Source organism: Enterobacter sp. KB-280D8, assembly GCF_041399405.1.
In the GTDB taxonomy this organism is placed as follows: Bacteria; Pseudomonadota; Gammaproteobacteria; order Enterobacterales; family Enterobacteriaceae; genus Enterobacter; species Enterobacter cloacae_N.
Map to the genome: position 1 here is coordinate 983,020 of NZ_JBGKEC010000001.1, position 25,111 is coordinate 1,008,130.

Sequence of the window (25,111 nt, forward strand, 5' to 3'; positions counted from 1 at the left end):
TTGGCTTCTGTTTCTTCGCAGAGCGCTGCAGACTTTGCGCCAAGAGCAATGACATTTTTCCCGAATGCAAAAGAACAGTACCCTTCAGCATTTGGTGAGGTGATGTCATCCGGATTACCTGTCGCGCTGCCAGCACCTCCAGCCAAGGAAGCCACCCCATAGGTCACACAGTCATGACCGAATGTTGCGGTATAAACTGCAAACGATGCCCCATTTCGGCCAAATGAAACAGAATAGTCACCTATGTTTGCAGGATCACCCCATGAGTTTTTAGAGGGCAATCCGCGCCAAAAGTCTTTTTCGTCGTCAAGTGGTTCGAGATCAGATCCGCCTACTCGTAACCAACCCTTAATCTTATCAAACGCCCAGATAAGCCCCCTCGTTAAGCTCGAACCGGAAGGAATTCCATAGTTAACCTTTTGACCGGTGAGCTTCAAACCATCGCTTTCTGCAAGGTCTGAGCGCAGAGTAGCATCTCCTACACTGAGCCACTTTCCTACCCCTACGCCACCAGTAGAATCTGGCGTTGAACCAGCAGGAACGTTTTTTGGAAATGCACCATCCCAGCGGTAGTATTCGCCTGTCGCTTCAAGGCGAAGAACCTGGTTAGGGAGGGTGAGCGTATTTCCATCTTCAAAGCTATCCAGAGTGATGTAGCCAAATGCGGCAATTGCCTGCTGCGCAAGCCAGCGCATGCCTTCAATAGTGTAATGCTGCACACCGAATCGGTCGGTGTATGTCCACCCCATCGATGTAACGAATTCGTCAACTTTCCCCGCGTTATATTTCAGGTCGCGGGGGGATTCGCTTGGTACTGCATTTTGCGTCGGTTGCGTAGCCATATTGATTCCATAAAAAAACCCGGCGCTGTGGCCGGGTTGAGGTGATCGGGATAGGTCTTATTGGTAAATCAGATCGCTGTACTCAGCGAGGGTTAACGCGGTACTGCCCTTTCCGTCTGGCTGTTTTGCAGTAATCGTCCATCTGCCTGCATTGAGTTCTTCTGATGTCGCGATGGCGTACCTGGATGGTGATTGAACATCTACCCCATCAAACAGGTTGAGCTCAATGTTCGGAATAGCAGCGGTAAAGCCAAATGCGGTATCAGCCCTTGGTGAAGCCGGGTATCGCGCAGTAGTGGCGCCGGATGAATCCGTGACCTGCACAAACATGGTTCCGGAGAAATTGATGCGCTCACTCGTCTCGAAGTCATTCCCGACCCTCGACACGATATAACCGGCCTGCTGGTTGGTGTCGTATGTGTCCGGCACCTGCACCATATCGCCGATGTTCACCCATTCTCCGTCTGCCATAGCGGTGATCTGCATGGTCATACGAGAGTAGATGAGTCTCTTACATTCCCTCAGCGCGCGCTCGTCGGCCTGAAACCTGTTCCTGACGTACAGCATTTCGAACTTCTTCGCTTTGGCCGGCGATCCTTCAATGATGGAATTGCCTGATATCCGGTACCGGACAAAGTCCTGCTTATTGGTGTCCGGGTTGCGATACTGCACTTCAACGCCGTCATAGCCGCCAGGCAGCGTCATGTCGTAAGAGAGCGAGTAACCATCAGGCCTGGTGTTTGAGCGGTTAAATATCGTGGCCGCAGACGTCTTTTTGATATCTCGGGTGAATGACAGCACGCCGTTGTCGTCGTAAACCGAGACGCTGGCAGCGTCACAGATGGTCTCCATGCGCGAACCGAGCGACACATCCTCATCGTCAAAGGTGTAATCGAAATACCCCAGACGCGGGTCAATAGCGTCGATTTCAGCCTGTATCTGGTACAGGCCGTAGATATCAATGCTCGACTCCGGCTGCTGCCCGACGACCAGCCAGTTAAACAGCGCAATATCTGCAAACTTGCGCGATGGCCTTAGCGTGTAGTCGACCTGCTGCGTCGTCATGTTGTAGCTGATGACGTGGCGGGTGATTAACGCGTTGTACTTCCTGTCTCGCCCGCTAGTGGCGTTCTCTGTGGCCCTGACCTTGACCATCACCAGTGAATCTTCAGCGTGAACGACGTTCGTCCTGACGTTCACCGCATGAATCTCTTCGACCTGAAGTTTACTGGCGTCACTGCTGTTATCGGTCCTCTGGAAAGTGATCGCATAACGTCCAAACCCGCCAGCCGGGGTGAGTTTGTCAGTCCGGTTAAACGTCTCCGACATGTAGTCGTGCGGCGTTGTCTGCCGGTAGGTGAACGTCTGTTCAGTTCCGGGGATCAGGTTGTTGTCATTGTCCACTTTCCAGATGTTGACCACCCAGTTCGTTTCGCTGTTACCTCCGAGACCGGACTGCGTATGCAGCCACAGTTGGCTTGATGGTATCGGCGAGAAGAACGGACCGACGATCAGTGCGGCGTTATCATTCAGGATGAACTTGGTTGTGTTGATTGTTGCGTCCTGAATTGGGATTGACGGGCCATTCAGGTTGTCAAAAGTGAATGTGTAATAGTAAACAGGGCTGACTACTGACCCATCGTTTGTCTCCGCAAAGCTGATCAGGCGCCCAGACAGCGTGACATCTTCGGTTCGAGTTCCGCCGGTGATCGGGTACGTCACATTGATAGTGAACGTGACCGGGTGCGGGAAAGTCAGGTCAGCGAAGTAGTCGAAGTCCGCCTGTTTAACGATTTTCATCGCTATCTGGCCGCCAGCATAAACGCCACTGATGACGGTGTTTGCTGTCGCCGTCTCGATCGGAAAATCGTCGCTCTCGTTAAGTCCGGGCACCTCCTGCCCGTCGACATCGTCGAACTGATAGCCCTCATTCACAATCGGAATGACATCTCCTGGCTGGTAAATGGTGTAGCTGGCACCGGCCATAGAACCGAGATTCGATTCTGAGAAGCGCACAGACGTTACATCGTATTTCCCCAGACCGAATACCATCAGCTCAGTGATGTATTTCAGGTTGCTGATATATTCGAATAGCGACTCCTGAGCCAGATCCGGAAAGGAACGAACCTGGCCGAAATTGTCCGGCTTCGCCTCGCCATTGCGCGCTATGTTCGTCTGCCCTTTCAGGCTGTTGTTCGGAGATGTTTTGCTGTTTCCGCTGGCTGCGTTGGTGTTTGGCTTCGGCATCAGCGAAGACAGCACCTTCTGGGTGAACTTTATCGGGTTGAAATGCTCAAGGGGGTTTAGCAGCGTACCGACAAGGCCGCCACTCTTCGGCTGGTCGAAAATGATCACCCGGTCGTCTTCCTCAAGTGCAAACTTCAGCTCATCATCAGGATGCAGCTCTTTGCCGTTAACGTTGATGCGGATATCGCGGTGAAAACTTTCCTGCTCCAGCCACTCCGAAAATACAGTGCCGCTTTTAACTACCGCCCGGTCCTTCGGCATCCCCGGAACGCGCTGAATCTCGATTACCGGCATAGGTGTAAAACTCCACTCTGGTGAATAGCTTCTGAATTGTCCGGATGGCGTCGAACCGGACGTGTCCATTTTCCCCTCGGCTGTGCAGCGCGCGGCCGCCAACAATCAGGCCGACATGAACAGGCTGGCTGCCAACCCAGGCGACGAAGATCCCGTCATCGGCGAACGTAGCTCCGGGCTGCCAGAACGCGACATCAGCGTCGTAACACGTCATGAAGTCGCGTCCGGATTCGTAATCTGGTGACTGATGAATCTCGATCCCCAGAACATGGCGGTAATAGAGCACCACCAGGCCCCAGCAGTCGGCCGCCTCAAAGCTGCAGGCGCGGTTACTCCAGGGGATGCCCTCAACCCGCGAAATGAAATCGTCTTTAAGCATTCTGGAGCCCCGGATATTCTTCGACGGTATACAGCCGCCCGACGTTGCGATTGAGCGGGTTAACGCGCGTCAGGCTGCACGTCACGTCCTTATCGTCCATCGAGCAGTCACTGACGTAGAGCGTCCACGACTTGATGGCAGTCGTCATGTCGGCTGCGTCAAACTGCTGATATGTCGCCGAGATAGGTGTGATACGCGAGTAGGCTTTCCACTGCTTGAGCTGTTGCTTGAAGTCCTGCGCCAGACGGCCAAATTTGACGGTGCTGTCGAGGATCGGCGTGTTGCTCTGCTGGCTTTCGGTTAACTCCATTCTGCATGGTGTGTAGACCTGACCGCCGAGCGTTTTGGGGAAAATCTGGTTATTAACGAGCCTGATATAGCCAAAGACCGGGCTGTAAAACGTGATGGTTTCGTACAGGATTCGGTTTGGCCTTCGGCTCTGGAATTCTCTGAGCGTCGGCATTATGGCACCTTCGGTAAACTCTCCGGGTCGCGCCCGTCAGGATAGCCCGTGACAATGATATCCAGCCATGAGGCCCATGGTGGCGGCAGCTCAATGATGATGTCGTCAAACTCGTCATCTGAGTTAACCAGCTCGCGCGCAACAACATCACCGCTCCACGTGAAAATAGACCCGGACTGTGACCATGACGGCCAGGAGAGAAAGTGCAATTCCTGCACCTCGACACCAGTATCTCCGGTCCCGGTGCCGAGAGGCATCGTGAACCACTGATTGTAGTTGTCAAGGTAGTTAGGGCTGCGCGACCACTGCATGAACGCCCGGTGCTGGTCCTGTGTGAAGATCCACGTCAACGAGAATGACGTCTTCAGGTCGTCGGTTAATTTCTGAAATACCGGCGCGCCGACCGTCGGCTGGTCGACGCGAAACCCGGTATCGGTAGTGGGTGATTTCCCTTTCTGTGCCAGTGGCAACCAGTCAGGGTACGGAATTGGCATGTTATCCCCTTGCTTTGCGTGGTGCCTGATGGTTTTGCTGGATGGCCTGACTCACTCGACCACCGTTATTGATATCAGCCACAATCATATCGATGGTCACCCCATTGCCGTCCTGCGTGGCCTGGGCATCAACAGTCGCGCCGGTATAGTTCTGAATGTTGATAGTGACAGGAACAGACCCGCCTCCGACTCCGGCATTCATCTGCTTGTTGCTGATGACCTTTCCGTTGTCGCCGGGGATCATGTACTGGCTGCCATTGCTGGCCCGGTAGATTTCAGGCATACCGCCCTCACCCACCTGGTACATAGAGCCAGCCGATACCGGTCCGCCGTTCTTGCGCTTGCCTGCAATACCGCCAGCCATCGCCATAGCAGCAATCAGGGCAGCAATACCGATCGCCGCCGCACCACCGAATGAACCGATTGAGGCAACGGCCGCAGCTGGTGTCCAGACGGCCATAGTGGTCGTGGCCGCCGCGGTGCTTGCTGCAGTGGTTGTCGCCAAACCAGCGGTTTGCGCCGCAGTGGTTGTAGCAATCGCAGAGGTTTGCGCTGCAGCACCCATTACGGCAGATTTCACCCACTCAACGCCCATCTGAACGAAGCCGTTAATCATGCTGTTCAGTGCATTGCTGGCGAGAGATTGCATAGCCTCCTGCGCCGACATGCTTCCAGTCAGGATCCCGGTAAAAGCATTCGAGATATTCCCGGAGAGAGAATCAAAACTCGCGGCCAGCATCTCATTACCCAGGCTCTGGTTACGGAATATTTCCCACTGTGCAGCGATGCGCGCCTGCTCGTACTGCGTGTCAATTGCAGCACGCAATGCCATGGCGTTCTGGTGAGTAATAAGCCCCTGTTGCTCGTATGCCTGAATAAGCGCGAGTTTCTTGGCGTTCTCGTTAGCCAGCTGCTGAACAGGGTCAACTCCGCCGACCGCTTCCTGCTGTGGCGTCACAGCCTGTTGAGACTGGATTTTCGCGAGGTTAGCCTGGTGCGTTGCCGCCAGTCGTTCTGAGGTCTGGTTGTACTGTTCCTGGCTGACTTTCTTCGCAGCCAGCGCCGTATTCAGATCCTCAACATCCTGTTTGTAACTGGCGTTCTCAGCCGCTTCAGGGAGAAGCTTCTGTGCTGCAGCTTCAGCTTTGATGGCGTTGGCTGTATCCCATTTTTTTGCCGCATACTGACCTGCCAGCGCTATCTGCTCTTTAGTAGCTTCTTTCCCGAGCGACTGCTGCGCAGTCAGGATGGCCTGCTCGCGACTCAGCTTGTTCGTTGAGTCTGCCGCCAGCTCTGATTGCTGTTTCAGGTTCGCCAGCTTCTGGGCGATAGAATCAGCTTGGGAAGCCCCCTTCTTCTGCTCAGACTGAAGCGTCTTCTGCGCCTGCGTATTTTTGTACGTAGCAGCAGCATCATCTTCCATCTGCTTGGCATGCGGATCATCCTTCGCAAACCCGGCATCTTCGGCGGCGTATTGCGCCTGCAGCCGCGCGCGGGCCTCGCCCTGTAGTTTCGACAGAGCAAGGTTTCGCTCAGACTGCTTGATGAGGTTCTTCTGCCCGGCCGTGAGGTTGTCAGTGGACTTGTTCAGGCTGTCGACGTTTATCTTCGCGTTGGCTGCCTCTCTCGCCAGATCGACAAGCTTACCTGCCAGTTCAGCAATAGCTGACTGCCCATCTTTGGATGAGGACTTCATTTCCTGGAGTTTTTTCGCCAGTTCCTGAAGCGCTTCCGGGGACGGGTTATTGCTCAGGTCTGATAGCTCTCTTGCCAGATCAAACGCTGCTTGCTTGCTGATACCAAGGCGAGAAGAAAGCGTGCTCACTGTTGAGGACAGCGAATTCACAATACCAGAGGCATATTGCCCCTGACTGTTGGCCTGCTGAATGGCCTGGCTCCAGTCATTTGTGGTAACGCCAAGCGCAGAAAGCTCATCGTTGAACTTTTTGATGCTTGGAGACGCACCGCCAACCGCAGCCAGTGCGCGATCGCCTAACGTGATGAAAGCATCAGACGCGTCGCTAATGGCCTTCGGTATCTTCGAGATGGCCTGGTTATACTCGAGCAGCGCCTGATTACGAAGCAGTGTTGCCACGTCGGCATTTACCCGCGCCAGAGCGGCATACTTGTCGGATAGAGCGGCCACGCCTTGCGAGGAAATGGTGATCACCTTATCCATCGCTTCAGCTGCGTCTTTCAGCGCATCCATGGCGTTCTTACCGCCATTCAGCGAAGTAATCAGCACGCCAGCGATAACTGAGCTCAGCGCAATTACCGCACCAACTACAGCTCCGCCCGGCCCGAATGCCCCGGCAAGCTGCGAGCCCTGCTGAGCGAACGCCACCAGCGCAGACTGCCCACCCTGCACCTGCACGATGAAGTCCTGAACCTGGTACCCGGCCTGCTGCATGCTGGTTTTCCAGCTACCAGTGCCTTTTGCGCCATTTTCAACGCCAGTCTTCATGTCATACAGGCGACCAGTAAGCTCGCCGATCTTCTGCTTTTCTTCGTCTGTAGCTTTCGACCCGGCACGCAACTGCGCAGCCAGGACTGCGGCACTACGCGCGCCATTCTCCTGCGCTTCGTCCAGCACAGCCAGCTGGTTACCCAGCGCCTCGATGATTGATTCTGCACGACTGAATTCACTGCTCGCACCGCCGGTACCGCTGCGGGCCTCTTCCATTGCGCGGGCAATTCCGCTCACGTTGGTGTTCAGCTTGCGCAGCTGGTTATCCATCGAGTTGGCATAACCGGCCAGTTCAGTAAATGCGGATCCGGTTTGAGACGCGCTCTGGTCGAGGTTGTCCATTCCCTTACCTGACTGCTGGGCCGCAGCATCCAGTTTGTCCAGAGCATCAATGGTCTGTTTCCCGCCCTGTAGCAGCGGCTCAACGTCGGCGCTGATTTCATACACGATGCTACCGGCGTTCTTCTCACCTGCCATGTCATTCTCCGGTTATTGCTTTGCTTTTGCCCTGCGTGCGGCCTGTTTAGCCAGGTACTCGTCGGCGATGCTGTCGTACTCTTCGCGAGTAAAGCCTTTCTGCTCAGGGTATTTCGACGCCAGCAGCATCTGGAATTCGGTCATCGTTAACTGAGAGGCTTCGGCTCGGTTCATTTCAAAGTGGCTGCGTGCCGCGCTGATGTAGTCGAAGGCTTTAAATTCGTTCGTTCTCGCACCTGTTTCGTGGCGCTGCAGTTGGCGAACCTTTGCCTTTCCGACGACACCGTGCTGCATGAGATGCTGCGCCAGTACGATTATGTCGTTCTTCGGCATCTGGCCCGGGCGGTAGACTACGCAGTGCCGCCACCCTTTCCACTCGCCGATCATTGGAGTCAGGTCTTCCTCGCAGCACGCCTGCAGCACCAGCATGCATGTTGATAGCAGCTTCTCAGCGGCGCGATTGAATGATGGAGATAACCAGGCGGGGAAGTACCCCAGCGCGCCTGCGCACACCTCCATGAGCTGAGCGACATCATTGCCGTGGATGGTGGCGTACGCCTGCACAATCTCTTCGGGAGTGCCGATCCTGGTCATGGCCTCGAATGAAGGCCGTAGCAGGTAATCCTTCCCGCCTTCGCGGCTGTCGCTGATAGATAGTTCGCCAATATCGGTTAAAGCGGTCATAGGCCTTCCAGTAAACGGTCATTATCAAGGGCAGCACGCCGCCCTTTGGAATGTCCGTTAGGTAACGGTAACCGTATGCACGGCCACAAAGTTGCCGTCTTCAGTGTTAATGATGATCTGCGCGCTGCCGGTGGCGACGCGCGTCACGGTAACGGTGTTGCCCGAGGCAGTGGCCGTTGCTTTGGTCGCATCAGTAGTTGCTACAGTGAAATCTTTGTTGGTAGCGCCAGTTGGTGCGATATTTACCGTGAAGGTGCTGGTACCGCCTGCCGTACCGGTGCTGGTTGTCGGCGTTACCGTCACGCCAGTCACTGCTACAGCAGTCAGTTCGTTCACTTCGATGGTGGTTGCATCGCCGACTTTGAACTCGGTGGAGAACGTGACGATGTCGTTTGTACCGCCGTCAGAGCTCAGCGCCGTGATGTTCATATAGCCGATGAATTCGACCGGGCCGTAGTCCATGCGCACCCAGATCCCAGGCTGGCGCTTGGCCTTCAGCTCGTCAGCGAAATACTTGATGAATTTGCCGACACCGTACTGATCCAGCTTGTCCTTCTTGCGCACTTCACCCTCAAAGCTCAGGGTGAAATCACTGTTGGTGATGATGGTCTCGACATAGCCGCCGCCGTCATCCGCATCAGAGGTAACCGAGTTAGGGTTGAAGTCGAAGCCCTTCGACGTACCAGCGGCCAGCGCCATCCACTCACCTTCGAGTGGTTTGACGTCCGGGCAGCCATCGGCGACTTCCAGCACGACCGCACCGCCGAACAGGCGCTCGTTCGAGTTCTGGCAATTAGCCATGTGAAACTCCTCTTTGACGTATAAAAGAAAACCCGCCGAAGCGGGTTATTTGGTTGGGAATGGCTATTCGCCGTAAGTGCAGGCGAACTGGAGTCGGAAGACTATTCGCCCTTCTTCTGTGAGCACCGGCGCGGGGATTGCGCCCATGTTCTGGATATAGCCGACACACTCGTCAGCCATGGGGTTGGCCTGGACGTAATCGACGATACGTTGTACAGCGCTGAGTGCGTCTTTGCGCTTGTCCTTCGCGCCGACAACGTCGACCAGGACGTGGTATTCAGAGCCCAGATTGGTTCGGATATTCGACCCGCCATTGGGCCTGAACACCATGATCGCCTTCGACAAATCGCCCGGGTCGTCGTACATCAGCTGCTGCACCGTGAAGCCGGTCGTTAGCCCGGCGTCGCCGAACATGTTGCGCACCCGCTCGTGCATCATGGGTGTCATAGCGAAAGCTCCTTGCGCATCACCGCGTCAACGTTATCGCGCTCGTCATTCGCGCCCTTGGTCAGGAATTGCGACTCACCATGCGGATCCCAATAGTTACCTGTTCCGGTGCCGCCTCCGAACTCTTTCGGCTTCTGCGGTCCGAACTCAGAGCGGTTACTGGTCACGCCAAAGTGCGCGCGCGGCTGACCTTTCAGTTTGCCTGACGCTTCATGCACGTACGCGGCATAGTTGGCCGAGTAACCGACTCTCCCGGTGATGAGCACGCCGCCAGCATCGATTTCACGAAATTGGCTGTTAATCAGCGTTGAGCTGTCGATCGGGGTGTAATAGGCCGCCCGGGTACCGATAAGCATCATCGCTGACTGCAACGCGCGGATTACCTTGCGCCCCTTCACGTCGTTGATGACATCGTTCAGGTGTTTTTTCGCCTGACTGATGCCCTTCACTTTGATGCCCATGGCTACACCCCCGTAATTATCGCCCAGTCATCTTCCAGGCCGTCGAGAGTATCGTTCCAGCGCGTCACGTGACGAACCTCATCGGCACCTGCCACTACCGGGTCCGGCTCAGCGCTAACACCAATCAGGATGTAATCGCCCTCATCGGCCAGAGCGTAAGCCGTGAAGAAGGTGTTTTTTACGACAACCTCTTTACCGATGGAGCCGAGCTTTGCAGACAGGCCGCCGATGTAGTCGCACATGATGGTTTCAGGAGGTTCATATGGGTCGACAGGATCACCCCACTCATCATTACCACCTGCACCCTTGCGCCATATCGTGCATGGCTTGTTGTAGGACCACGAAGCTGTAGATGACATCAGCCCTCCTTCCAGCGCAGCACCTTTGCGCCAGTAGCCCGGATGCGCGCGCAGTTGATATGCCACTCGCCGTCCGATTTCACGTAGCCGGTAGTTTCCCGCCCGGTGTCGGTCATCACCCAGACGCGGGTGAAAGATCGCGGCAGTCCGTGCTTAACTGATTTGTACGTCATCAGCAGCCCCCGACCACCATGAACAGGCCGACGCTGTTACCGGCGCTGATCGGCAACTCACCGGTGCAGCCGCTGGTATCGAGCTTGGCCAACGAGTCGCGCAGCCAGGTAATGCTGTCTTCCCCATACTCAAACGAGCGTGACGCGCCAGACGGCGCACCCTGCGATTTGATGCGGCGCGCGCCGGACGACGTTGCCATAAGCGCGGCGGCGTACATCAGGATCAGCTTCGCGGTGCACTCGTCATAACCCGCGCCATCGAGGCATGGGATAATCTTGTTCACCACGCAGAGGATCGGCTCCAGCAGCGCGCCCGGGATGGAGTAACCCAATTCACCTAGGAACGCCTGCACGTCTGCTGCTGTGATTGGGTCAGCCATGGTTATTTCGCCTTCTTGATTGCTTCTGCCAGGGCCGCTTCGGCTTCGTTAGCGCGTTTGGTTTCAGCGTCCAACTTAGCTGCACTTTCCTGCTTCAGTTGCTCAATCACTTCGGCATGCTCTTTATCCTTAGCATCAATTTCAGACCGAGCCTGCTCCAGTTGAGCCAACGCCTCATTGAGTTTTGACTGCAAATCGGATGCACCGGATGCCACAGGCGCAGATGGCGTCGCCACTTCAAAGACGAGCTTCTCACCCTTCTTCTCGGTGGATTTCTCTGCCTTGCCCTGCTCGATCCACTTTTCAGCGATCGAATCATCGACGTCATAAACCTGTCCAGCCTCCAGCTTTTGAAGGCTGGCACCGGCAAAGAGGTTTGCTACCAATACCTTTACGAGTGCCATGTTGTTTCCTTAGCTCGAAGCGTGAATAACAGAGTAGTGACCGTTGATGTCCTGCTTGACCATCAGGCCAGCAGCACCCCAGGTACGCCAAACGTAATCTGAGTTGTAGAACTGACGCGGATCAGCGACGGTACCGAACGCCTGGCCGACGATGGGAGCAATCACGCCAGCCTGCAGCGGCACGATTACGATTTCGTTGCCGGTCAGCTCAGCATCTTCTTTGATTGCCGCGATGCCTGACAGTTTGGAGATCTCTTCCAGCACGGTGCGGAGAGAGTTCACATCGAAGTACTGTTCCCAGTTGGACATGATTTCGCTGGAGACGTACCACGTCTGCTGCCCGTACTGCATGTTTTGCAGCTTAAGGACGTCACGCAGGGCAATCGCCGCAGCACGCATGGCTTTTGGGTCGGTGCTTGTTGCGAAGTTAACGGTCAGCGTTACCTGTGCCACACGCTCATCGTGACGCAGTCCCTTCCAGGTCTTGTCATCGAATTTGATGTAGTTACCGGCTGCATCACGGAAGCCTTCCCAGATATAGTCGACATACTGGCGACGCACATCATCCACAGAACCGGCCTGAGCATCCGCCAGGGATGAGAGCGCAGATCCTTTATTGAATACCGGGTCACGCCAGTTAAATTTAAAACCGCTGTCGTGGATCGGCACCATGGTGCCATCGAAGGTGTAAGACTTCGCATCCAGCGCAGCACCAATCTGACCGGACATGGAAGTATGCGCCCAGCCACGGCCGCCGGTGCGAGCGTATTCGTACACAGACTCTTCCAGACGAACAGAGCGAGACAGTGGCATCAGGTCGTTCAGCAGCGTGAATTCGGTATTCGGTTCGAATTGCTTCAGCACGGTCTGGTCATAGGCCTTGTACAGACGGCGGATATCGTCGACTGCGTTTACTGCGTCCAGTACCGGGGCATTTGCCGCTTCACCGCGAACACGGGTACGAGCAATAAAGTCTGCCACGGCCTGAGCACTGGAATTACGAGCGAACGTCAGTTCATTGAACTGAGCCATGTTGGCTTCGAGGTTCCCGGTTTCGGTCGCCTGCTTAGTGGAGAATACAAACATTCAGGTGCTCCTTATTTAATGACCACGCGCAGGAGGTCACCTGCCGTTGCAATGGTGTATGAGCGTTCTTCTTCTACGTAGCAGCGGACCGATTCATCAGTGCCGACAGCTTTAACGCGTCCGTTGGCAACAGAGAGCGGCTGCCCTTTGGTGTAAGTGCCTGCTGCAGCTGGCACGTTGAAGAAAACGCCTGGGGTTGGGTGGAAAGCAACAACCCAGTCGCCAGCCTTGATGACGTCGTCTACGGTTTTGCAACGCAGGTAGTCATAATTGGCTACGTAGAGGATCGCGGCTTCATTACCATCCACGGAGGCGGTGAATTTCTTCGTAGTGTTGTCGAAGAAACCAATCGTACCTGGAGGCGTATCAGCGGCTGCAGCACCTTCACGGTGAAGCTGTGGGTTTGCGAAGATACCGCCCGCGTGAATTACGTGTTTTCCGTCTTTAGCCATTTTTTACTCCGGCATTTCGCTGACTGATTGGGTGTTGGTAGCCTGGTTGCGGAATGCACCGTTCAGGCCGAAAGATGTCTGGCACTTGGCGTACATGGCGTCGAGCGCCTTACCGTCCAGATCCGCGACTTCTTCATCGCTCATGTTCATCGCCAGCTTCACAGCCGCGCGCTTTTCGCCTTTCTCTTTGTCGGCGTTCGCGTTCAGGCTGTTGAAAACGACGTCCACACGATCGGCAAGTTTCTGCGCCCACGCTGGCATCTCTTCGTTATTGGTGGCCTGCTCTTTTTTCTTTGGCTTGCCGGTTTCCGGGTCGATTTCTTCATCGCCTTTTTTCTTGGCGGTGGCTTCTTCGGCCTTCATCTGGTTGTATGCGTCCATCAGCTCGGTGTCGGACTTGCCTTCAGTCGGCTTACCAGCGGCTTGCAGCGCATTGATAATCAGTTCTTTCATCGGATCGTTCTCTCCGTTGGTTTTAATCTCGTACTCAGTGGGTTTGCGCACGACTTCTACAGGTTCGCCGACGAACACGGCCTTGCCGTCATCATCGATGAGGTACTTCTGCTTCAGGTATTTGGTGTCATTGCGGTAGATGAAGCTGTCCGGCCACACCGTTTCAGGCCAAAGCCACTTATCTTCGGCGTCACCCTCGCGCAGCTTGTCGCTGATGGCGCGGGAGATGTCGTCGAAAGAGAAGTTGGAGGCATTGGTGAAGAAGAATTTGGTTTTGTTGAGCAGGCCGTCGCGGGTACAGTCGATACCATCAGCCAGGCGGGCAACTTCGATCTGTTGCTCATCACCTTCCGAGTTAACGAAGATGCCCACGCCCTCTTCCGGCGTTCCGGCGCCAGGCTCATCAAGCAGTACCGCCACATGGTCAAACATCATGTTGGTGGCGATTTCGTTGTACTTTTTGCCCTTCGACTCGCCGTTGGCGGCGATACCGGAATACAGCAGGCCGGTAGAGATGTGGATCGGGTCGGAGTTGGTGCCGGCCAGCATCTCATCCAGACGGTTAATCAGGCGCTTGCCCTTGTCGCTTGACTCGGCGTACTGACGGTTAACGTACATGTCGCCCGTCACCTTGCCGTCTTTGTGGCTGACGTTCTGTAGCCAGGCCCCGACGTGGTACTCATTCACCGCCCTGACATCACGCGCCGACACATGCTTGCCGTCCACTTTCGGGTGGCCCAGCGGCATCGGGTTACGCTCGAGCGTGTTGTAGGCCTTTTCGATTTCTGCTGCCGGGTACAACTTCCGGTTCATCACGATATCGTCCACGACAGGCGTGATGCCGCGAACCACGATATGTGGCTTGCCGTCGATGATTTCAGTGGTGATGTTTGAAGCGGAGTTGACGACGGTCAGCACGTTAACGCGGTTGCGTTTCATGCTGGGTCCTCGTTGGTGGATTTCAGGCAATAAAAAAGGCCGCCGTGGCGACCTTCAGGAGTTCTGAGGTTATTTAAATTTAAGTTCTTTTTCAGCGTCCAAGACAATGGCATCAATAAGTTTCTGAGTCGCAATCGTCATATCATTGTATGCCACAAAATCTGGGTACCCCTCTTCGTAAACGCTTTGATCGGAATCAGCGTCCTGCTTAAAAAAATTATTGAGCAGATCCCTTGTATTATTGCTTAGAGAGATTGGTGCAAGCACATAAAACCGATGGAGCTGCGCTTTTATTTGATGGAATGTATTCCAATCAACAGACCCTTTAGGCGGCGGCCTATCATACATTCCAGCATTGTATTCTGCCTCGTAAAAATCTGAGGCGTGAGAATAAATTGCTTTGATTTCAAATAATTTATCAATTAATTGATTGTATGCAGCATGTTTCTTCTCCCACCATTTTTCTTTGTAAAACCGATTCAGAGCGAAAAATGCAGTAAATCCTGCAGCCACAACCCCAGTGGTGATTGGAACAACCAGAGATAAAAAGAATGAACCGACTTCCGCCGGAGTTACACTGCTCATTGCTCACCTTTAAGCAACTTTATCATTTACATGATGATATCACTCCGAGTGGGATTTCCAAGCTTTCCTCTCTTTTGCCAACTTAGCCGCCAAGCCTTCATTGAAAATGCTACCATCGTCGTTGAGCAGCACCGGAATCTGGCTGCAGTAGCAGTTGTAACGGTTGCCGTTCTCAGCGTAGAAGTCGCGCACCTCATCGGTGGTGTAGACCTTGCCGTGACGGCTGGCGTGCCAGGTGCGCGTCGTCGGCTTGAGCGCTGACAGCCACAGCAGGCCGGTATTTAGCCCCAGACGGTCAGCAGCCCAGTCCGTTTCGTTCCATTGCGCCTGCCGCAGCGCGCCGACCTGCTCAGTCTGAGCGATGGTCTTGGCCTTCGACATCGACACATCGAGGCGCTTACTGATTACGCTGGCAGTCTCGCGAGGATTCACGCCGCGCGCTACCGCATCGGTGATGATATTGGTCAGATCGCCGCGGGCGGTGTCGCTGATCACCTTCCAGTCACTGAACGTTGTCAGCCTGGCCGATGCCACCTGATTAAGGTGCCCGGGGCTGCTTAAAAGCAGCTGCAGCGTCGTCTGGCTGGCGTACACCTGCGACTGCTGCGAGAGGTTGTTGAATGCCCCCAGCGTGCCACGCTGCGCTTCTGCGACGACGTAATCCATCGCCCAGAGGTTTTGCTCGCCGCCATCCAGAAGGTAATCGTCGAGAATCGACTGCACAGCTTCAAGCAGGTCAGCCAGTTCCTGAGCTGACATGTCGTAGATAAACTTTCCGGCGTTGACCTGGTAGAGCCGCATATCCGCGCCGTGGTCGTGGCACAGGAAGTGCCAGTTATGACTGTTTACCTCTCGCTCTCTACCGGTCAGGCGCTGGTCAAACAGAGCTTTCAGCGCGCGCTTGATGCCGAGATACCGCTCTTCGATATCCCGGTACATCGCTGTTACCTGCTTTGCCGATCGGGTCGGGTCAACCTTGCTGCGCGGAACTATCGGCAGCCCCACCTTTGCCGTCTGTTCTGGTGTCATCGGCCAGTGGATCATCGGTAGTCACCTTCTCATCCGGTTTCGGTGGTTCTTTTGGCTCTGGCAGTGGGTCAAGCCCAACAACTTCGCGCAGCTCATTGGCTGTAATCGGCGGCTCACCGCCATAGAAGCCAGTGGTTTTCTGCACGATGTCGGCGAGTTTCGAAGCGTTCTCGATCTTCTCTTTCTCGCCTGGCGCCAGCAGGTCGCTCCACGAAATGGTGACCTCGCCTTTGGTCGGCGGGTCGATAATCCCAAGCGTCCAGAAGCGCTCCAGCAGCGCGGTGATCCGGTCCGTAAGGAAGCCATTACGCCGTGTGTTTCGACGGATAGCCCAGTCCGTTTTGTCCTCGTCGCTCGCCAGTCGCCCGGTCTGCTGACCGAACAGGATGGTGAACGGGATTTGTACGGAGGCGGCCAGTTCGTTCGCGGTGACTTCCCAAGTTGGCCCCGGGTCGCCAGGTGTAACGCTTAGAACGTGCATCTGCCCGGCCTGCATAACTGCAGCCGCGTCGGTGCCGCGGTTCAGCTTGTTGACCTTGTCTCCCATCGCTTCACCGAGATCGGCATAGCCAGCCTTTTTGGCCTGGTCAGCCAACGTGGCCATGTCGGTTTCTTTACTGAACTCGACGGCGATCTGACGACTGGCGTTCTTCAGGAAACCCTCGGCGCCACCACCAGATACTTTCTCAAGGTCGAGGCCCTTGTTGTAGCCAGCTTCCAGCAGCGGGATGCCGGAAAGCACGTTGTCGTCTTCAGAACCTTCGCAGAACAGGATAACGCGGCTCGGGTGTACCGGTTCGCCGCGCAGCGGGCCGACGAATGACTCGTCTCCTACAGGTTGCTCGTTGAAGTTGAACATCAGTGGTTGAGCGAAAGTCGGTGAGAGTCGGTCGTTATCCCATTCGGCGACAGTTAACTGCGGCTCCCATACAGGGATAAGCTTCACCAGGGCAGCCTCACCAAGATTTTTTACCAGTTTGATATCTACTGGGTCACTCCATGGCTTACTGTCCTTAATCTGCAGTATCAGGGCAGAGTAACGCCCCACCATATTGCGGCGATCGGCATCCTTCACCTTCGGCCACAGCTTCTTCATGAACTTGGTGACTTTCTTTTCCCAGGCGTTTGTTTTCTCAGCCTCCTGCGCTTCATCACCGTCAACAATGACCGGGTAATCCTGCCAGCAACCTTCCAGCAGACGATGGACCACAGCGAAGCCAGCGGCGTTGCGGCGATACATGTTGTAGAAGTCGTTGAAGGTGATTGTGCGCGGGTAGCCAAATTCCTGGTAAAGCGTCGGTCGCTTCGTGTTGCCGCCACCGATGCCGATGGCATTCAGGTAATTTGCTCGCCTCATTTCAGTGGCGAGGTTGTTCACAGCCAGTTTAAGGCCGTTATCTTGTTCGCTCACTGGCGATGCTCCTTAGAAGAATACTGTGCCGACCTGCTTACGGTTGTTCTTCGTCACAGCGAAGTAACGGAAGCTGTCAGCACCGTGTGAGGTGGCGTCATGGAGAGGTTTGTCTTTCCAGCATCCGCGCTTGTCGTCCCACTCTTTCCGGTATCCCTCAAGGTGGGATATACCCTCTGAGCATTTTTCCTCGTCAAATACACAGCGCGGGAGGATTTCACGTGCCGACTCAATGCCGGTATCGATGCCGGCTTTCGGCACAACGCGGAAGTTTATCGAATACATCTGGCCGTCAATCTCGTAACCCTCGCGCGCCAGCTCTTTGCGTGACTTCGCATCAGCAGCAAACTCGCGGTTTTCGATGTCGTGCGGACCCCAGTGCTCGCCGTACTCATAGCCGCGGTCTTTCAGCACCTTCATGTAGTGCCTCAGCCCCTCGCCGGAGTTTTCGTAGTAGTCGATGATGTGGAACTCTTCGCCGACCTCACGAACGAACCATATCGCCGTGGAGTCACCCACACCGATATCCCAGAACGTGTGCACCGGCAGGTGTGAGTTATCCGGGATTTGGCCGATCCGCTTGTTGGTGTACAACCAGCGGAACTGCTTGGCATAGTACGCGCCCTCGACCGACTGCTGGAATGCCTCGGCCGGAATGGTCGGGTATTCGCGCTTCATGTCATCGCCGAGGGTTTTCTCTTTGGCGTAATACCAGGCTTTCTGGCGTTCGTTGACGACTACGCCGTGCTTCGCCTCCATTTCAGCGAAGTACTCAAGCAGGCGCACCGGCAGCGATTCAACCGGGTCGATTGCGTACTGTGGATTCTTCCACCAGGAGAAGAAGAAAAACTTCCAGTCCAGCGCGGATAAGGGCTTTCCCTGCAGCAATGCTTTCTCTGCCGTTTGGCAGTAATCGAAAAAGTAACCCGCCCGCCCCTCTGCCGTGCTCTCGATAGTAGCGAAGCATCCGGTCGATACCGCCTCAAACGCACCAGTGACGATTTCACGGGCTTTGTCTGGATACTTGGCGCATATCTTTCCGAACTCTGAAACATGCAGGTAGCGCAGCGTACCGCCACGAAACGACGTGCTGACGTAGAGCGATCCGCCCTTCTTAAAGACGAGCTCACCAGACGAATCGTTGCTCGCCGGGTTGGCCGCCTTTATCTCTGCTGGAAGCTTGTCGTATGCGTACTTCACCTTTTCGCGGAACAGGCGCTTTGCGTCATTCAGCGTGTGGGCAATCAGGGCGCACTTCGCTGACTCAAAAAGGGCTGCGTCGAGTTGGATGATGCACACCTCAGTGGTGAAGCCAAGTTGCCGAGCTTTCAGGATGATGTTGCGGGTGTGGATCCCCTCGAAGTATTCCCGCTGCTCAGGCGTCATCCTGAACCGCGTCGGTTTTCCCTCTTTGTCGGTGATCCAGTACAGATTGTTCAGCCGCCAGTCTTTATCGGACAGCAGCTTGAGGTGCTCAGGTTTCATTACGCCCCCTGAGACAGTGAATCCATCAGGTCAGAGATTGAATCGACAACGTGCTCGGTTTTCAACTGCTCACGGAATGCCTGAACGTCGATGTGCTTACCAATCAGCTCGAGGTTCTTCACCTTGTCAGGCCACTTAACTTTCTTGAGTAGCGCCGCGGTATTTCCCTCGGCTGACATCTCAACCACATCCAGCCCGGACAACGTCGTCCTCCAGACCTTCGGCCACTGAGACACCGGCTTCAGCTCTCCGGTGGAGGTCAGGATGTCGAGCACGTCCATCTGATCAATCTCAACGAGACGATTCAGGACGTATGTCGCATTTATGCCAACCAGATCATTGCGTTGCGCTTTAAGTTCGGCAATTCTGGACTGGATGTCAGGTTTTGACAGGTTTTCGGACGCGGTGCGGTTAGCTGTCTTTGCGCTGTACCCCGCCCGAATAGCCGCTTGCGTGGCGTTTAAATCGATGAGGTACTCGCGACAGAACATTTCTTGTTTGTCTGTGAGTGCCATGGTTTTCTCTTTTTTATAAGGATGTTGTATGTCTAATAGTGCTAATAAGCTCAAATTTAAAGTTGGCGATATCGTTTACTTGGTTAGCGGTGGTCCAAGCATGTCCGTTGCCGAGCAGATTAAGGACTTTACATCTGCAAAAGGCTGGTATTACACGGGTGAATACAAGTGCCAATGGTTCTCTGGGAAAAAACTCGATCACGGAGTATTCCCTGAAGAATCCCTGACATCAAATAACCCAAAGCCATAAACCCAAGCACATTGGCGCTGTCTTTAGATGATGTTTCATCTTGGATGATGTCAACCCTAGCAAAAGATGGTTGCCTTTATCAGCAAGATGTTGTCGATTACCTCGTTAAACAAAATAACGAGCAGCATCTCAAAGAAAATGCGGATGGCAACCAAGCGCTATCAACCAGAGTCATCAATAAATTTAGAGTTGATAGCGGGGATGATGTCGTTTGGGTCAAACCTGAAAAATACTGGCGATACCGCGTTCCTGAGGATGAAGAAGGCCGAGAGGCCCGCGGTTAATGCATAGGGCGATCATTCGCCCTTTTCTTCAATGCTCTCTTCCAAGGGACTGAACTGCACACGCTTCACATCGGTCGGAGCGAAATACAGCCACTCGCCCGTTTCCGTCGACAGCGGCACAAAGCCGTTAACCAGCTCAGGCTGACGTCGTGACATCTTGCCCGTGAAGGTTTCGCCTGTTTGGGTGGTTAGCGTGATTTGGTAGATGTCGGACATTGAGAGCCTCTTTATCCGGTTGTTGTCATATTGCCATTGCGATGAGACTACCCATGGTGATGGCAATAAAAAACCGCCCGAAGGCGGCCTGAAAAATTAGAGACTCAAATATCGGTAGCCTGGTTTGCTTGCACCCAGCTATCGAGTTCTCCATCCAGTGTCATTTCTACAGCTATCCAATCAATCGTTGAATTAGTATTCTGTACAATAGCATCCAGATCTTGAGTGGTGGGATTTAAAACAACTACAGTTCGGCCAAAGGCACGATGATTGCTATTTTTCAAATAGTCATAAATTTGAAGCTCGAAATTGACGCCGCTACTAAAAGAAAAAGATTCCCTTTTCTTTACCAACTGTTTGAATATAGTTTCGCCGAGAACTTGCTCAATCCTGTCATCATTTTTGGCAACGTTAATTTGCGAGACCAAGAACAACACATCTTGATTCTGCTTCTGAGATACAAAGGTGCCTACTTTACTTAGCACATGGTTCAATGTTGAATTATTGTTCCCTGCGGCTTTTATCCTGAAATACGCCATCCAAACCCCCTCATCATGATTTTTGTGTTAAATATCTTATTTATCATACAATAACGAGGTTCAACAAGTGTGTTATTTTAAGCACTGCTCCTTCACATAATCCTGCAAATAGCCAATCTGTTTCGTCACGGTGACGATTCGCTCTCTAAGGGTGAAATAATCCCGTTCAGCGGAGTCAGTAAGTCGGGGGGCGGAAGCATCGCCCATGCCGCCGGGGCCGGTCGTTCCGTTCGCGGGACAGTTTGCGTTGAGCTGCAGCCGCTTACGGCCAGCAATGACATCGCTATGCAGACGTTCAATGGTTTCTTTCGCATCAGCCAGTTCTCTAGTGTATTTGGCATCCAGAGCAGCGACATCACGCTGGCGGGTCTGCATGTCTTTGATGGTGGCGTTCGCCAGGCGAAGATTCTTGGTGGCTTTGTCGCGCTGATCTTTGTAAGTGTTGGCGTTGTCGCGGTAGTGGTTAATGGCCCAGGCCATGGAAACCAGCAGGCAGATAACGACAGCGCAGATGATTGCTGTTAATCGGCTCATTTCTGGCCCCACTCGCAAACTTCACGCTCAATTTCGCGTCGGGTGATCAGACCCTTCCACTGCTTGCCACCGGCATATGTCCAGCGCTGCAGTTCTTTGCAGGCTCCCGGAACATCACCGGAGTTAAGCTTTTTCAACAGCGTCGAGCTGGCGAAAGCACCGGAGCCAACGTTATAGGTAAAGGAGTAAAGAGCAGCGCGGGTAGGCTCAGGGATGCGAACCTTGATCAGCGGGTCGATGGCATTTGCCACCTTTCGCAGATCTGCCTTCAGCAGGTTGTCACACTCTTTGTCGGTGTAGCGATGGCCGCGGCGAATGTCGGCACCGGTGTGCCCATCGCAAACGGTCCAGACGCCGACCACATCCTGATAGGCGTAATAGCGCCGCCCTTCCAGTCCATCCGCATTACCCAGCATTACTGCAGCAATGGTGATGGCTCCGGATCCGCCAACAATGGCACCCACCAGCTTATTCCTGAGTGTCGGGTTCATCTCGGCTCCTGCTGCGGCGGTTGTCTTCGCGGATCTTGAAATAGAGATTTGTCAGATACGTCAGTACGGCAATGATGATACCCACCAGCACGCCGATAGCGTTCCACTGCTCGGGGCTGTAGGCATTAAGCATGCCGTTTAGGATGCTCCCGGCTGAAGCGCCATAGGCAGCACCAGTGGTTATTTTTTCCATGCGATACATGCTCTCACCTCGCGTAGTTAGCGGGTGCTGTGTGTTTAAAAGGGGTCAGGCCCTCGGGACGATTTAACAAATAGGCGTGTCGATGATGATTCCCGGGGCCTGGAATAAAAAAAGCCCGCTTTTAATGGCGGGCTAATGAGTTGACTATTTGTAAGGTAGGTGTGAGTGAGACCTATGCTCAGGTGTGAAACTGTATCGGCTGATTCACTATAGGCTCAGGAGAACCACCAGAGAGGTAGGCACAACCCACAACTCAAAGCGTAGCAGCAGATTACAAAACCATAAAAAAAGGCCTGCTTTTTATGGCAGGCTCTCAAGGAATTTGAAACTTGTATTGTTGTTGTCATGGTGCCGGGTGCCTCCCGGTGACTCTACCCCAGTCAGCAAAGACGCGCGCATACCTGCAGATAGCAGTTGACTGGAACGCCCTTTCGCTTAGAAAGGATTCACCACAGAAATAATTTACGCGCCATCCATTCCTGTGGTCAATGCTTTATGTATGAACAAAAAAAAACCTACTCATAGAGTAGGCAATCTGAGACTAACAGCATGCACGCTGTTAGTGAAAAGCACTAAGTACAAAGCACTTCCATATCCATTCCACCGGATATTTTGAAGAGTAGTACGAAAAGGATGAACTGCAATAAATACAGTGCAATAACGTGCGATAAATCTTCTTAACTAATTGGTGGAGAAAGTGGGCCAGAGAGAACTTCTGCTACTCCGTTGTCGCAGAGGGCGTCCCCCTGCGTCAGATGCCACACGCCAGTTATAGTCTGGCCAGTTTCAAGATCCTCGGTTACACCATTGTTGTAGTAAGCAACCTGAATCTTGCCGTTGTGCTGAATCCAGTAGTAACCTTCTTCCATACTCATCTCCTCAATCTAACGAGATGAGTATAAAGCTGCTTTGAACTGAGGGGCGTTAGAAATCCTTCATCGTGCCTTAATTAAAAAAGCCCCGCACGATGGCGAGGCTGTTAATTCTTTGTCGACCTACGAAGCTATGGCGACGATATCAGATTTACATGAAATATATGCGTTTCAATCCAGTTTTGCAAGACTTCTGTCGAAATTTGTCGCCTTTTGTTGTGAACGTGATCGCGTAACCTGCAACAAAGCTCCGCTGTCCAGGCGCAGAAAGATGCGACGCATCTGCACCCAGCGGTCCGTAAATGTCTCAGACCAGTTCTTTGGCGTTACGCCTACCAATTCCGCCATTTTCTGGTATTCGTATGTCTCACGACCCGCCAGCTCCGCTTTAACGTCCTGCGCTGCCAGCCATATCAGTTTCTTCAGGCGTTCCATCGTCTTGCCGGCCACCTTCTTCGCGCCGAGTTGCCCCTGGAACTCTGCCCATGCCCACTGGGTAATCGCCACCTGGTGCTCGAAGCGGATATTCTCGCTGTAGTTCCACAGAAGCCAGGCTTTCTGGTGGTCATCCAGCGACAGGACCGCGCGCCGCCATGATGCGGTACCGAACTCTACCGGGCTGACAAGAGCGATAGATGACCCCTTAGCGCGTGACTGGCTGCCGCTCATCGCAGGGCCATCAGGGTTAACTTTACGGCCGGTGACCGGGTCGGTGATTTTCTTCCTCCCCCGACTGCGGGCCGTCGCGGTAAATTGCGCGTTCTCTGCGAAAGCTACCAGCTGCCCTTTCGTCGCCCCGCTCAGATCTGCGGTCGCCACAATGAGCTGCTGACGTACGTATTCCAGTTGCTGACTGTTCATGCGGCTTCCTTCTGTGGCTGGTTGGTTTTTGTCTGGCTGTGCTTTGCTACTGGCGGCATGCTGGCTCGCTTAACGCTTTCTGCCTGATACCGGGTTATCTCGTCTCTGGTCACGGCGCGCACTCCCCAATAATGATCTGTCCCTTCTCTCCCCAAAGTTTTGTCACCCTGCCATCCCAGACGCGGCTGTCGTCGTCGAAAATGGCATCGAGGAGCGCCTTTTCCAGGTTGTCTTTATCCGGTTTCTGCTGATGAGCCTGGCCGTTAAGTTGCGCGCGCTTCTTCTGGCTCCAACTTTTTGGCATGGGGATGATGAAGGTGACGTGATAACCGGACTCAGGCAGACAGATCCCTAGCAGGCGTACTTCGGCTTTGAAAGCCCAATATGCCGCCGTCGCAGGTCTCTTATGCCAGCGATCTCGTTGCGTCATGCGGGGCTTACTGACCGGCGTGATATCGTAAATATTCATGCAGGCACCACCAGGCCACGACGGGCAATCTGGATAACGGTCAGTACAATGGCGCGGTCCATTAACTGGCGACGTTCGTCACGGCTCAAACCCTTTCCGTTATCGATCTCTGAATGACAGGTGACGCAGATAGCAGCGGTGGCGCAGTCGTCTGTTTTAATTCCGATACCCTTTCCCTCGTTGCGGTGTGCCACCTGCACGCCCCATGCTCCGCACAGGACGCATTGCTCAATTTGGCCGACTGCAGCTAGCCATTTTTTATTGCGGTAGGTGCTACGCATGTTTCCTCCTCGCCGCGAGACGCAGCCATTTCTCATCGACCAGGCGGGCGGTGTAGTCCTTGAAAGTCGGGATGTCGGACGGCTTAACCGCGGGCTTACGCTTGCGGCGCGCCGGAACGCGGAAGATTTCATTGGTGATGACGCGTGCGAGAGGACTACCCACGGGAAGCCCTCCACTCTTGCGCCCAGGCGATGCGCCTATTGGATGCTTCGGAGAACTTCACGCCGTGGTCAGTACCAAACCAGTAAATTGCCTCGATGACGTCAACCATGTAGCGCTTACTGGATTTTGATGTGCTGACACCGAAATAAACACGGCCGCCATTAATGCCCGGTGCGGATTTCTGCTCGCTTTCCGGATTCTGCATCTGGCTGACCAGAACAGTGATGAGGTCTTTCCATTCTTTCGGTTCAAGCTTTTCGCCGTGCCAGATAACCTGAACTGAGAGATCTTTTAACAGTGGCCACATCAGGCGGTTTTGCTTGTCTGTGCGGGTCTCTTCCCGGGCCTCGACTACCATCGGCGCGCGCGGGTTTACCGGCAGTGTGCGAATGAATGCTATGAGGTTGTCTTTAACGGTGTCGTTAACGATGCAGTAGTGCTGTTTCATACGCCACCTCCAAGAGGTAACGCAGAATGCAGAAAATCGCAGGTGCCGATAAGCATCTGTGACATGGTGAGGAGTTCAGATTGTGGTCGCATTTAAGTCCCCTTAAATGCGAAGAAGTCACCGGAGTTGTTCAGGCTCCGATGACATGATTATGGCGGGTTGATTATGGAAAAT

General features: G+C 54.1%; 35 protein-coding genes and 1 pseudogene. 2 read left to right on the forward strand and 34 right to left on the reverse strand.

The window, feature by feature from the left end; genetic code table 11:
• Positions 1 to 422: 422 nt before the first annotated feature.
• From AB8818_RS04675 to AB8818_RS04780, 22 genes and pseudogenes are all read right to left on the reverse strand, one after another.
• Positions 423 to 842 (reverse strand): annotated as a pseudogene (locus tag AB8818_RS04675) (hypothetical protein); the annotation flags it as partial.
• Between the two features lie 57 nt (positions 843 to 899).
• The gene (locus AB8818_RS04680; protein ID WP_371199785.1) at positions 900 to 3,383 is read right to left on the reverse strand and encodes a host specificity factor TipJ family phage tail protein; all 2,484 of its coding nucleotides are present in this window, start codon (positions 3,381 to 3,383) and stop codon (positions 900 to 902) included.
• Positions 3,325 to 3,762, reverse strand: a complete 438-nt coding sequence (locus tag AB8818_RS04685) for an NlpC/P60 family protein (RefSeq protein WP_126327779.1) — start codon at positions 3,760 to 3,762, stop codon at positions 3,325 to 3,327. The genes AB8818_RS04680 and AB8818_RS04685 overlap by 59 nt, the downstream gene beginning before the upstream one ends.
• On the reverse strand, positions 3,755 to 4,225 hold the full coding sequence (locus AB8818_RS04690) for a hypothetical protein (RefSeq protein ID WP_045409750.1): 471 nt from the start codon (positions 4,223 to 4,225) through the stop codon (positions 3,755 to 3,757). The genes AB8818_RS04685 and AB8818_RS04690 overlap by 8 nt, the downstream gene beginning before the upstream one ends.
• Positions 4,225 to 4,719: a hypothetical protein gene (locus tag AB8818_RS04695; RefSeq protein WP_371199786.1), complete on the reverse strand. Its 495-nt coding sequence runs from the start codon at positions 4,717 to 4,719 to the stop codon at positions 4,225 to 4,227. The genes AB8818_RS04690 and AB8818_RS04695 overlap by 1 nt, the downstream gene beginning before the upstream one ends.
• A gap of 1 nt (position 4,720) precedes the next feature.
• Positions 4,721 to 7,663: a phage tail tape measure protein gene (locus AB8818_RS04700; RefSeq protein ID WP_371199787.1), complete on the reverse strand. Its 2,943-nt coding sequence runs from the start codon at positions 7,661 to 7,663 to the stop codon at positions 4,721 to 4,723.
• Between the two features lie 12 nt (positions 7,664 to 7,675).
• Positions 7,676 to 8,347, reverse strand: coding sequence for a DUF6246 family protein (locus AB8818_RS04705; RefSeq protein WP_371199788.1), 672 nt, complete (start codon positions 8,345 to 8,347; stop codon positions 7,676 to 7,678).
• A gap of 57 nt (positions 8,348 to 8,404) precedes the next feature.
• Positions 8,405 to 9,148 carry an Ig-like domain-containing protein gene (locus AB8818_RS04710; RefSeq protein WP_253542452.1) on the reverse strand — a complete coding sequence of 248 codons (744 nt, stop codon included), beginning with the start codon at positions 9,146 to 9,148 and terminating at the stop codon, positions 8,405 to 8,407.
• A gap of 63 nt (positions 9,149 to 9,211) precedes the next feature.
• Positions 9,212 to 9,595 (reverse strand): hypothetical protein, encoded by a 384-nt coding sequence (locus AB8818_RS04715; RefSeq protein ID WP_045898306.1) that lies wholly within the window; start codon positions 9,593 to 9,595, stop codon positions 9,212 to 9,214.
• Positions 9,592 to 10,056, reverse strand: coding sequence for an HK97 gp10 family phage protein (locus AB8818_RS04720; RefSeq protein ID WP_371199789.1), 465 nt, complete (start codon positions 10,054 to 10,056; stop codon positions 9,592 to 9,594). The genes AB8818_RS04715 and AB8818_RS04720 overlap by 4 nt, the downstream gene beginning before the upstream one ends.
• A gap of 2 nt (positions 10,057 to 10,058) precedes the next feature.
• The gene (locus tag AB8818_RS04725; RefSeq protein ID WP_032668718.1) at positions 10,059 to 10,415 is read right to left on the reverse strand and encodes a hypothetical protein; all 357 of its coding nucleotides are present in this window, start codon (positions 10,413 to 10,415) and stop codon (positions 10,059 to 10,061) included.
• Positions 10,415 to 10,588, reverse strand: a complete 174-nt coding sequence (locus tag AB8818_RS04730; RefSeq protein ID WP_045898263.1) for a hypothetical protein — start codon at positions 10,586 to 10,588, stop codon at positions 10,415 to 10,417. Before AB8818_RS04730 ends, AB8818_RS04725 begins: the two co-directional genes overlap by 1 nt.
• Positions 10,588 to 10,968, reverse strand: coding sequence for a hypothetical protein (locus AB8818_RS04735; RefSeq protein ID WP_192985175.1), 381 nt, complete (start codon positions 10,966 to 10,968; stop codon positions 10,588 to 10,590). Before AB8818_RS04735 ends, AB8818_RS04730 begins: the two co-directional genes overlap by 1 nt.
• Positions 10,969 to 10,970: 2 nt before the next feature.
• Positions 10,971 to 11,372 (reverse strand): hypothetical protein, encoded by a 402-nt coding sequence (locus tag AB8818_RS04740; protein ID WP_192985173.1) that lies wholly within the window; start codon positions 11,370 to 11,372, stop codon positions 10,971 to 10,973.
• A 9-nt stretch (positions 11,373 to 11,381) separates the two neighbouring features.
• The gene (locus AB8818_RS04745; RefSeq protein ID WP_063159380.1) at positions 11,382 to 12,458 is read right to left on the reverse strand and encodes a major capsid protein; all 1,077 of its coding nucleotides are present in this window, start codon (positions 12,456 to 12,458) and stop codon (positions 11,382 to 11,384) included.
• Between the two features lie 11 nt (positions 12,459 to 12,469).
• Positions 12,470 to 12,910 carry a hypothetical protein gene (locus tag AB8818_RS04750; RefSeq protein ID WP_032657182.1) on the reverse strand — a complete coding sequence of 147 codons (441 nt, stop codon included), beginning with the start codon at positions 12,908 to 12,910 and terminating at the stop codon, positions 12,470 to 12,472.
• Positions 12,911 to 12,913: 3 nt separating this feature from the next.
• Positions 12,914 to 14,302 (reverse strand): DUF2213 domain-containing protein, encoded by a 1,389-nt coding sequence (locus AB8818_RS04755; RefSeq protein ID WP_192985171.1) that lies wholly within the window; start codon positions 14,300 to 14,302, stop codon positions 12,914 to 12,916.
• 69 nt (positions 14,303 to 14,371) lie between these two features.
• Positions 14,372 to 14,887 carry a hypothetical protein gene (locus AB8818_RS04760; RefSeq protein ID WP_080899546.1) on the reverse strand — a complete coding sequence of 172 codons (516 nt, stop codon included), beginning with the start codon at positions 14,885 to 14,887 and terminating at the stop codon, positions 14,372 to 14,374.
• A gap of 39 nt (positions 14,888 to 14,926) precedes the next feature.
• Positions 14,927 to 15,931 carry a phage minor head protein gene (locus AB8818_RS04765; RefSeq protein ID WP_192985169.1) on the reverse strand — a complete coding sequence of 335 codons (1,005 nt, stop codon included), beginning with the start codon at positions 15,929 to 15,931 and terminating at the stop codon, positions 14,927 to 14,929.
• Positions 15,858 to 17,327: an anti-CBASS protein Acb1 family protein gene (locus tag AB8818_RS04770; protein ID WP_192985167.1), complete on the reverse strand. Its 1,470-nt coding sequence runs from the start codon at positions 17,325 to 17,327 to the stop codon at positions 15,858 to 15,860. The genes AB8818_RS04765 and AB8818_RS04770 overlap by 74 nt, the downstream gene beginning before the upstream one ends.
• A 12-nt stretch (positions 17,328 to 17,339) precedes the next feature.
• Entirely contained in the window at positions 17,340 to 18,812 is a 1,473-nt protein-coding gene (locus AB8818_RS04775; protein ID WP_192985165.1) for a terminase, read from the reverse strand.
• Entirely contained in the window at positions 18,812 to 19,327 is a 516-nt protein-coding gene (locus tag AB8818_RS04780; RefSeq protein WP_192985163.1) for a terminase small subunit, read from the reverse strand. The genes AB8818_RS04775 and AB8818_RS04780 overlap by 1 nt, the downstream gene beginning before the upstream one ends.
• 28 nt (positions 19,328 to 19,355) lie before the next feature.
• Here AB8818_RS04780 and AB8818_RS04785 point away from each other — a divergent pair, with 28 nt between their 5' ends.
• Both AB8818_RS04785 and AB8818_RS04790 read left to right on the forward strand, forming a co-directional pair.
• Entirely contained in the window at positions 19,356 to 19,577 is a 222-nt protein-coding gene (locus AB8818_RS04785; protein ID WP_065304113.1) for a YodC family protein, read from the forward strand.
• Between the two features lie 17 nt (positions 19,578 to 19,594).
• Entirely contained in the window at positions 19,595 to 19,861 is a 267-nt protein-coding gene (locus tag AB8818_RS04790) for an ATP-dependent RNA helicase HrpA (protein WP_371199832.1), read from the forward strand.
• A 12-nt stretch (positions 19,862 to 19,873) separates the two neighbouring features.
• Here the strand turns inward: AB8818_RS04790 and AB8818_RS04795 are convergent, their stop codons facing one another.
• The 12 genes from AB8818_RS04795 to AB8818_RS04850 all read right to left on the reverse strand — a co-directional run bounded on the left by AB8818_RS04795 (position 19,874) and on the right by AB8818_RS04850 (position 24,937).
• Positions 19,874 to 20,077: a hypothetical protein gene (locus AB8818_RS04795; RefSeq protein ID WP_371199790.1), complete on the reverse strand. Its 204-nt coding sequence runs from the start codon at positions 20,075 to 20,077 to the stop codon at positions 19,874 to 19,876.
• Between the two features lie 104 nt (positions 20,078 to 20,181).
• A complete protein-coding gene (locus AB8818_RS04800) occupies positions 20,182 to 20,616 on the reverse strand; it encodes a hypothetical protein (RefSeq protein WP_371199791.1) in 435 nt (144 codons plus the stop codon).
• Between the two features lie 72 nt (positions 20,617 to 20,688).
• Entirely contained in the window at positions 20,689 to 21,150 is a 462-nt protein-coding gene (locus tag AB8818_RS04805) for a lysis protein (protein ID WP_371199792.1), read from the reverse strand.
• Positions 21,147 to 21,641 (reverse strand): lysozyme, encoded by a 495-nt coding sequence (locus AB8818_RS04810; protein ID WP_047364818.1) that lies wholly within the window; start codon positions 21,639 to 21,641, stop codon positions 21,147 to 21,149. The genes AB8818_RS04805 and AB8818_RS04810 overlap by 4 nt, the downstream gene beginning before the upstream one ends.
• Entirely contained in the window at positions 21,619 to 21,843 is a 225-nt protein-coding gene (locus AB8818_RS04815) for a class II holin family protein (protein ID WP_001752682.1), read from the reverse strand. Before AB8818_RS04815 ends, AB8818_RS04810 begins: the two co-directional genes overlap by 23 nt.
• Positions 21,844 to 22,520: 677 nt before the next feature.
• Complete coding sequence (locus tag AB8818_RS04820) at positions 22,521 to 22,712, reverse strand: hypothetical protein (protein ID WP_047364816.1); 192 nt, start codon at positions 22,710 to 22,712, stop codon at positions 22,521 to 22,523.
• Between the two features lie 174 nt (positions 22,713 to 22,886).
• The gene (locus AB8818_RS04825) at positions 22,887 to 23,576 is read right to left on the reverse strand and encodes a bacteriophage antitermination protein Q (protein ID WP_371199793.1); all 690 of its coding nucleotides are present in this window, start codon (positions 23,574 to 23,576) and stop codon (positions 22,887 to 22,889) included.
• Positions 23,573 to 23,689 (reverse strand): hypothetical protein, encoded by a 117-nt coding sequence (locus AB8818_RS04830; RefSeq protein ID WP_112778584.1) that lies wholly within the window; start codon positions 23,687 to 23,689, stop codon positions 23,573 to 23,575. Before AB8818_RS04830 ends, AB8818_RS04825 begins: the two co-directional genes overlap by 4 nt.
• Positions 23,686 to 24,045, reverse strand: coding sequence for a RusA family crossover junction endodeoxyribonuclease (locus AB8818_RS04835; protein ID WP_371199794.1), 360 nt, complete (start codon positions 24,043 to 24,045; stop codon positions 23,686 to 23,688). The genes AB8818_RS04830 and AB8818_RS04835 overlap by 4 nt, the downstream gene beginning before the upstream one ends.
• Positions 24,042 to 24,326 carry a hypothetical protein gene (locus tag AB8818_RS04840; RefSeq protein WP_371199795.1) on the reverse strand — a complete coding sequence of 95 codons (285 nt, stop codon included), beginning with the start codon at positions 24,324 to 24,326 and terminating at the stop codon, positions 24,042 to 24,044. Before AB8818_RS04840 ends, AB8818_RS04835 begins: the two co-directional genes overlap by 4 nt.
• Entirely contained in the window at positions 24,319 to 24,489 is a 171-nt protein-coding gene (locus tag AB8818_RS04845; protein ID WP_371199796.1) for a NinE family protein, read from the reverse strand. The genes AB8818_RS04840 and AB8818_RS04845 overlap by 8 nt, the downstream gene beginning before the upstream one ends.
• Complete coding sequence (locus AB8818_RS04850) at positions 24,482 to 24,937, reverse strand: recombination protein NinB (RefSeq protein WP_371199797.1); 456 nt, start codon at positions 24,935 to 24,937, stop codon at positions 24,482 to 24,484. Before AB8818_RS04850 ends, AB8818_RS04845 begins: the two co-directional genes overlap by 8 nt.
• Between the last annotated feature and the right edge of the window lie 174 nt (positions 24,938 to 25,111).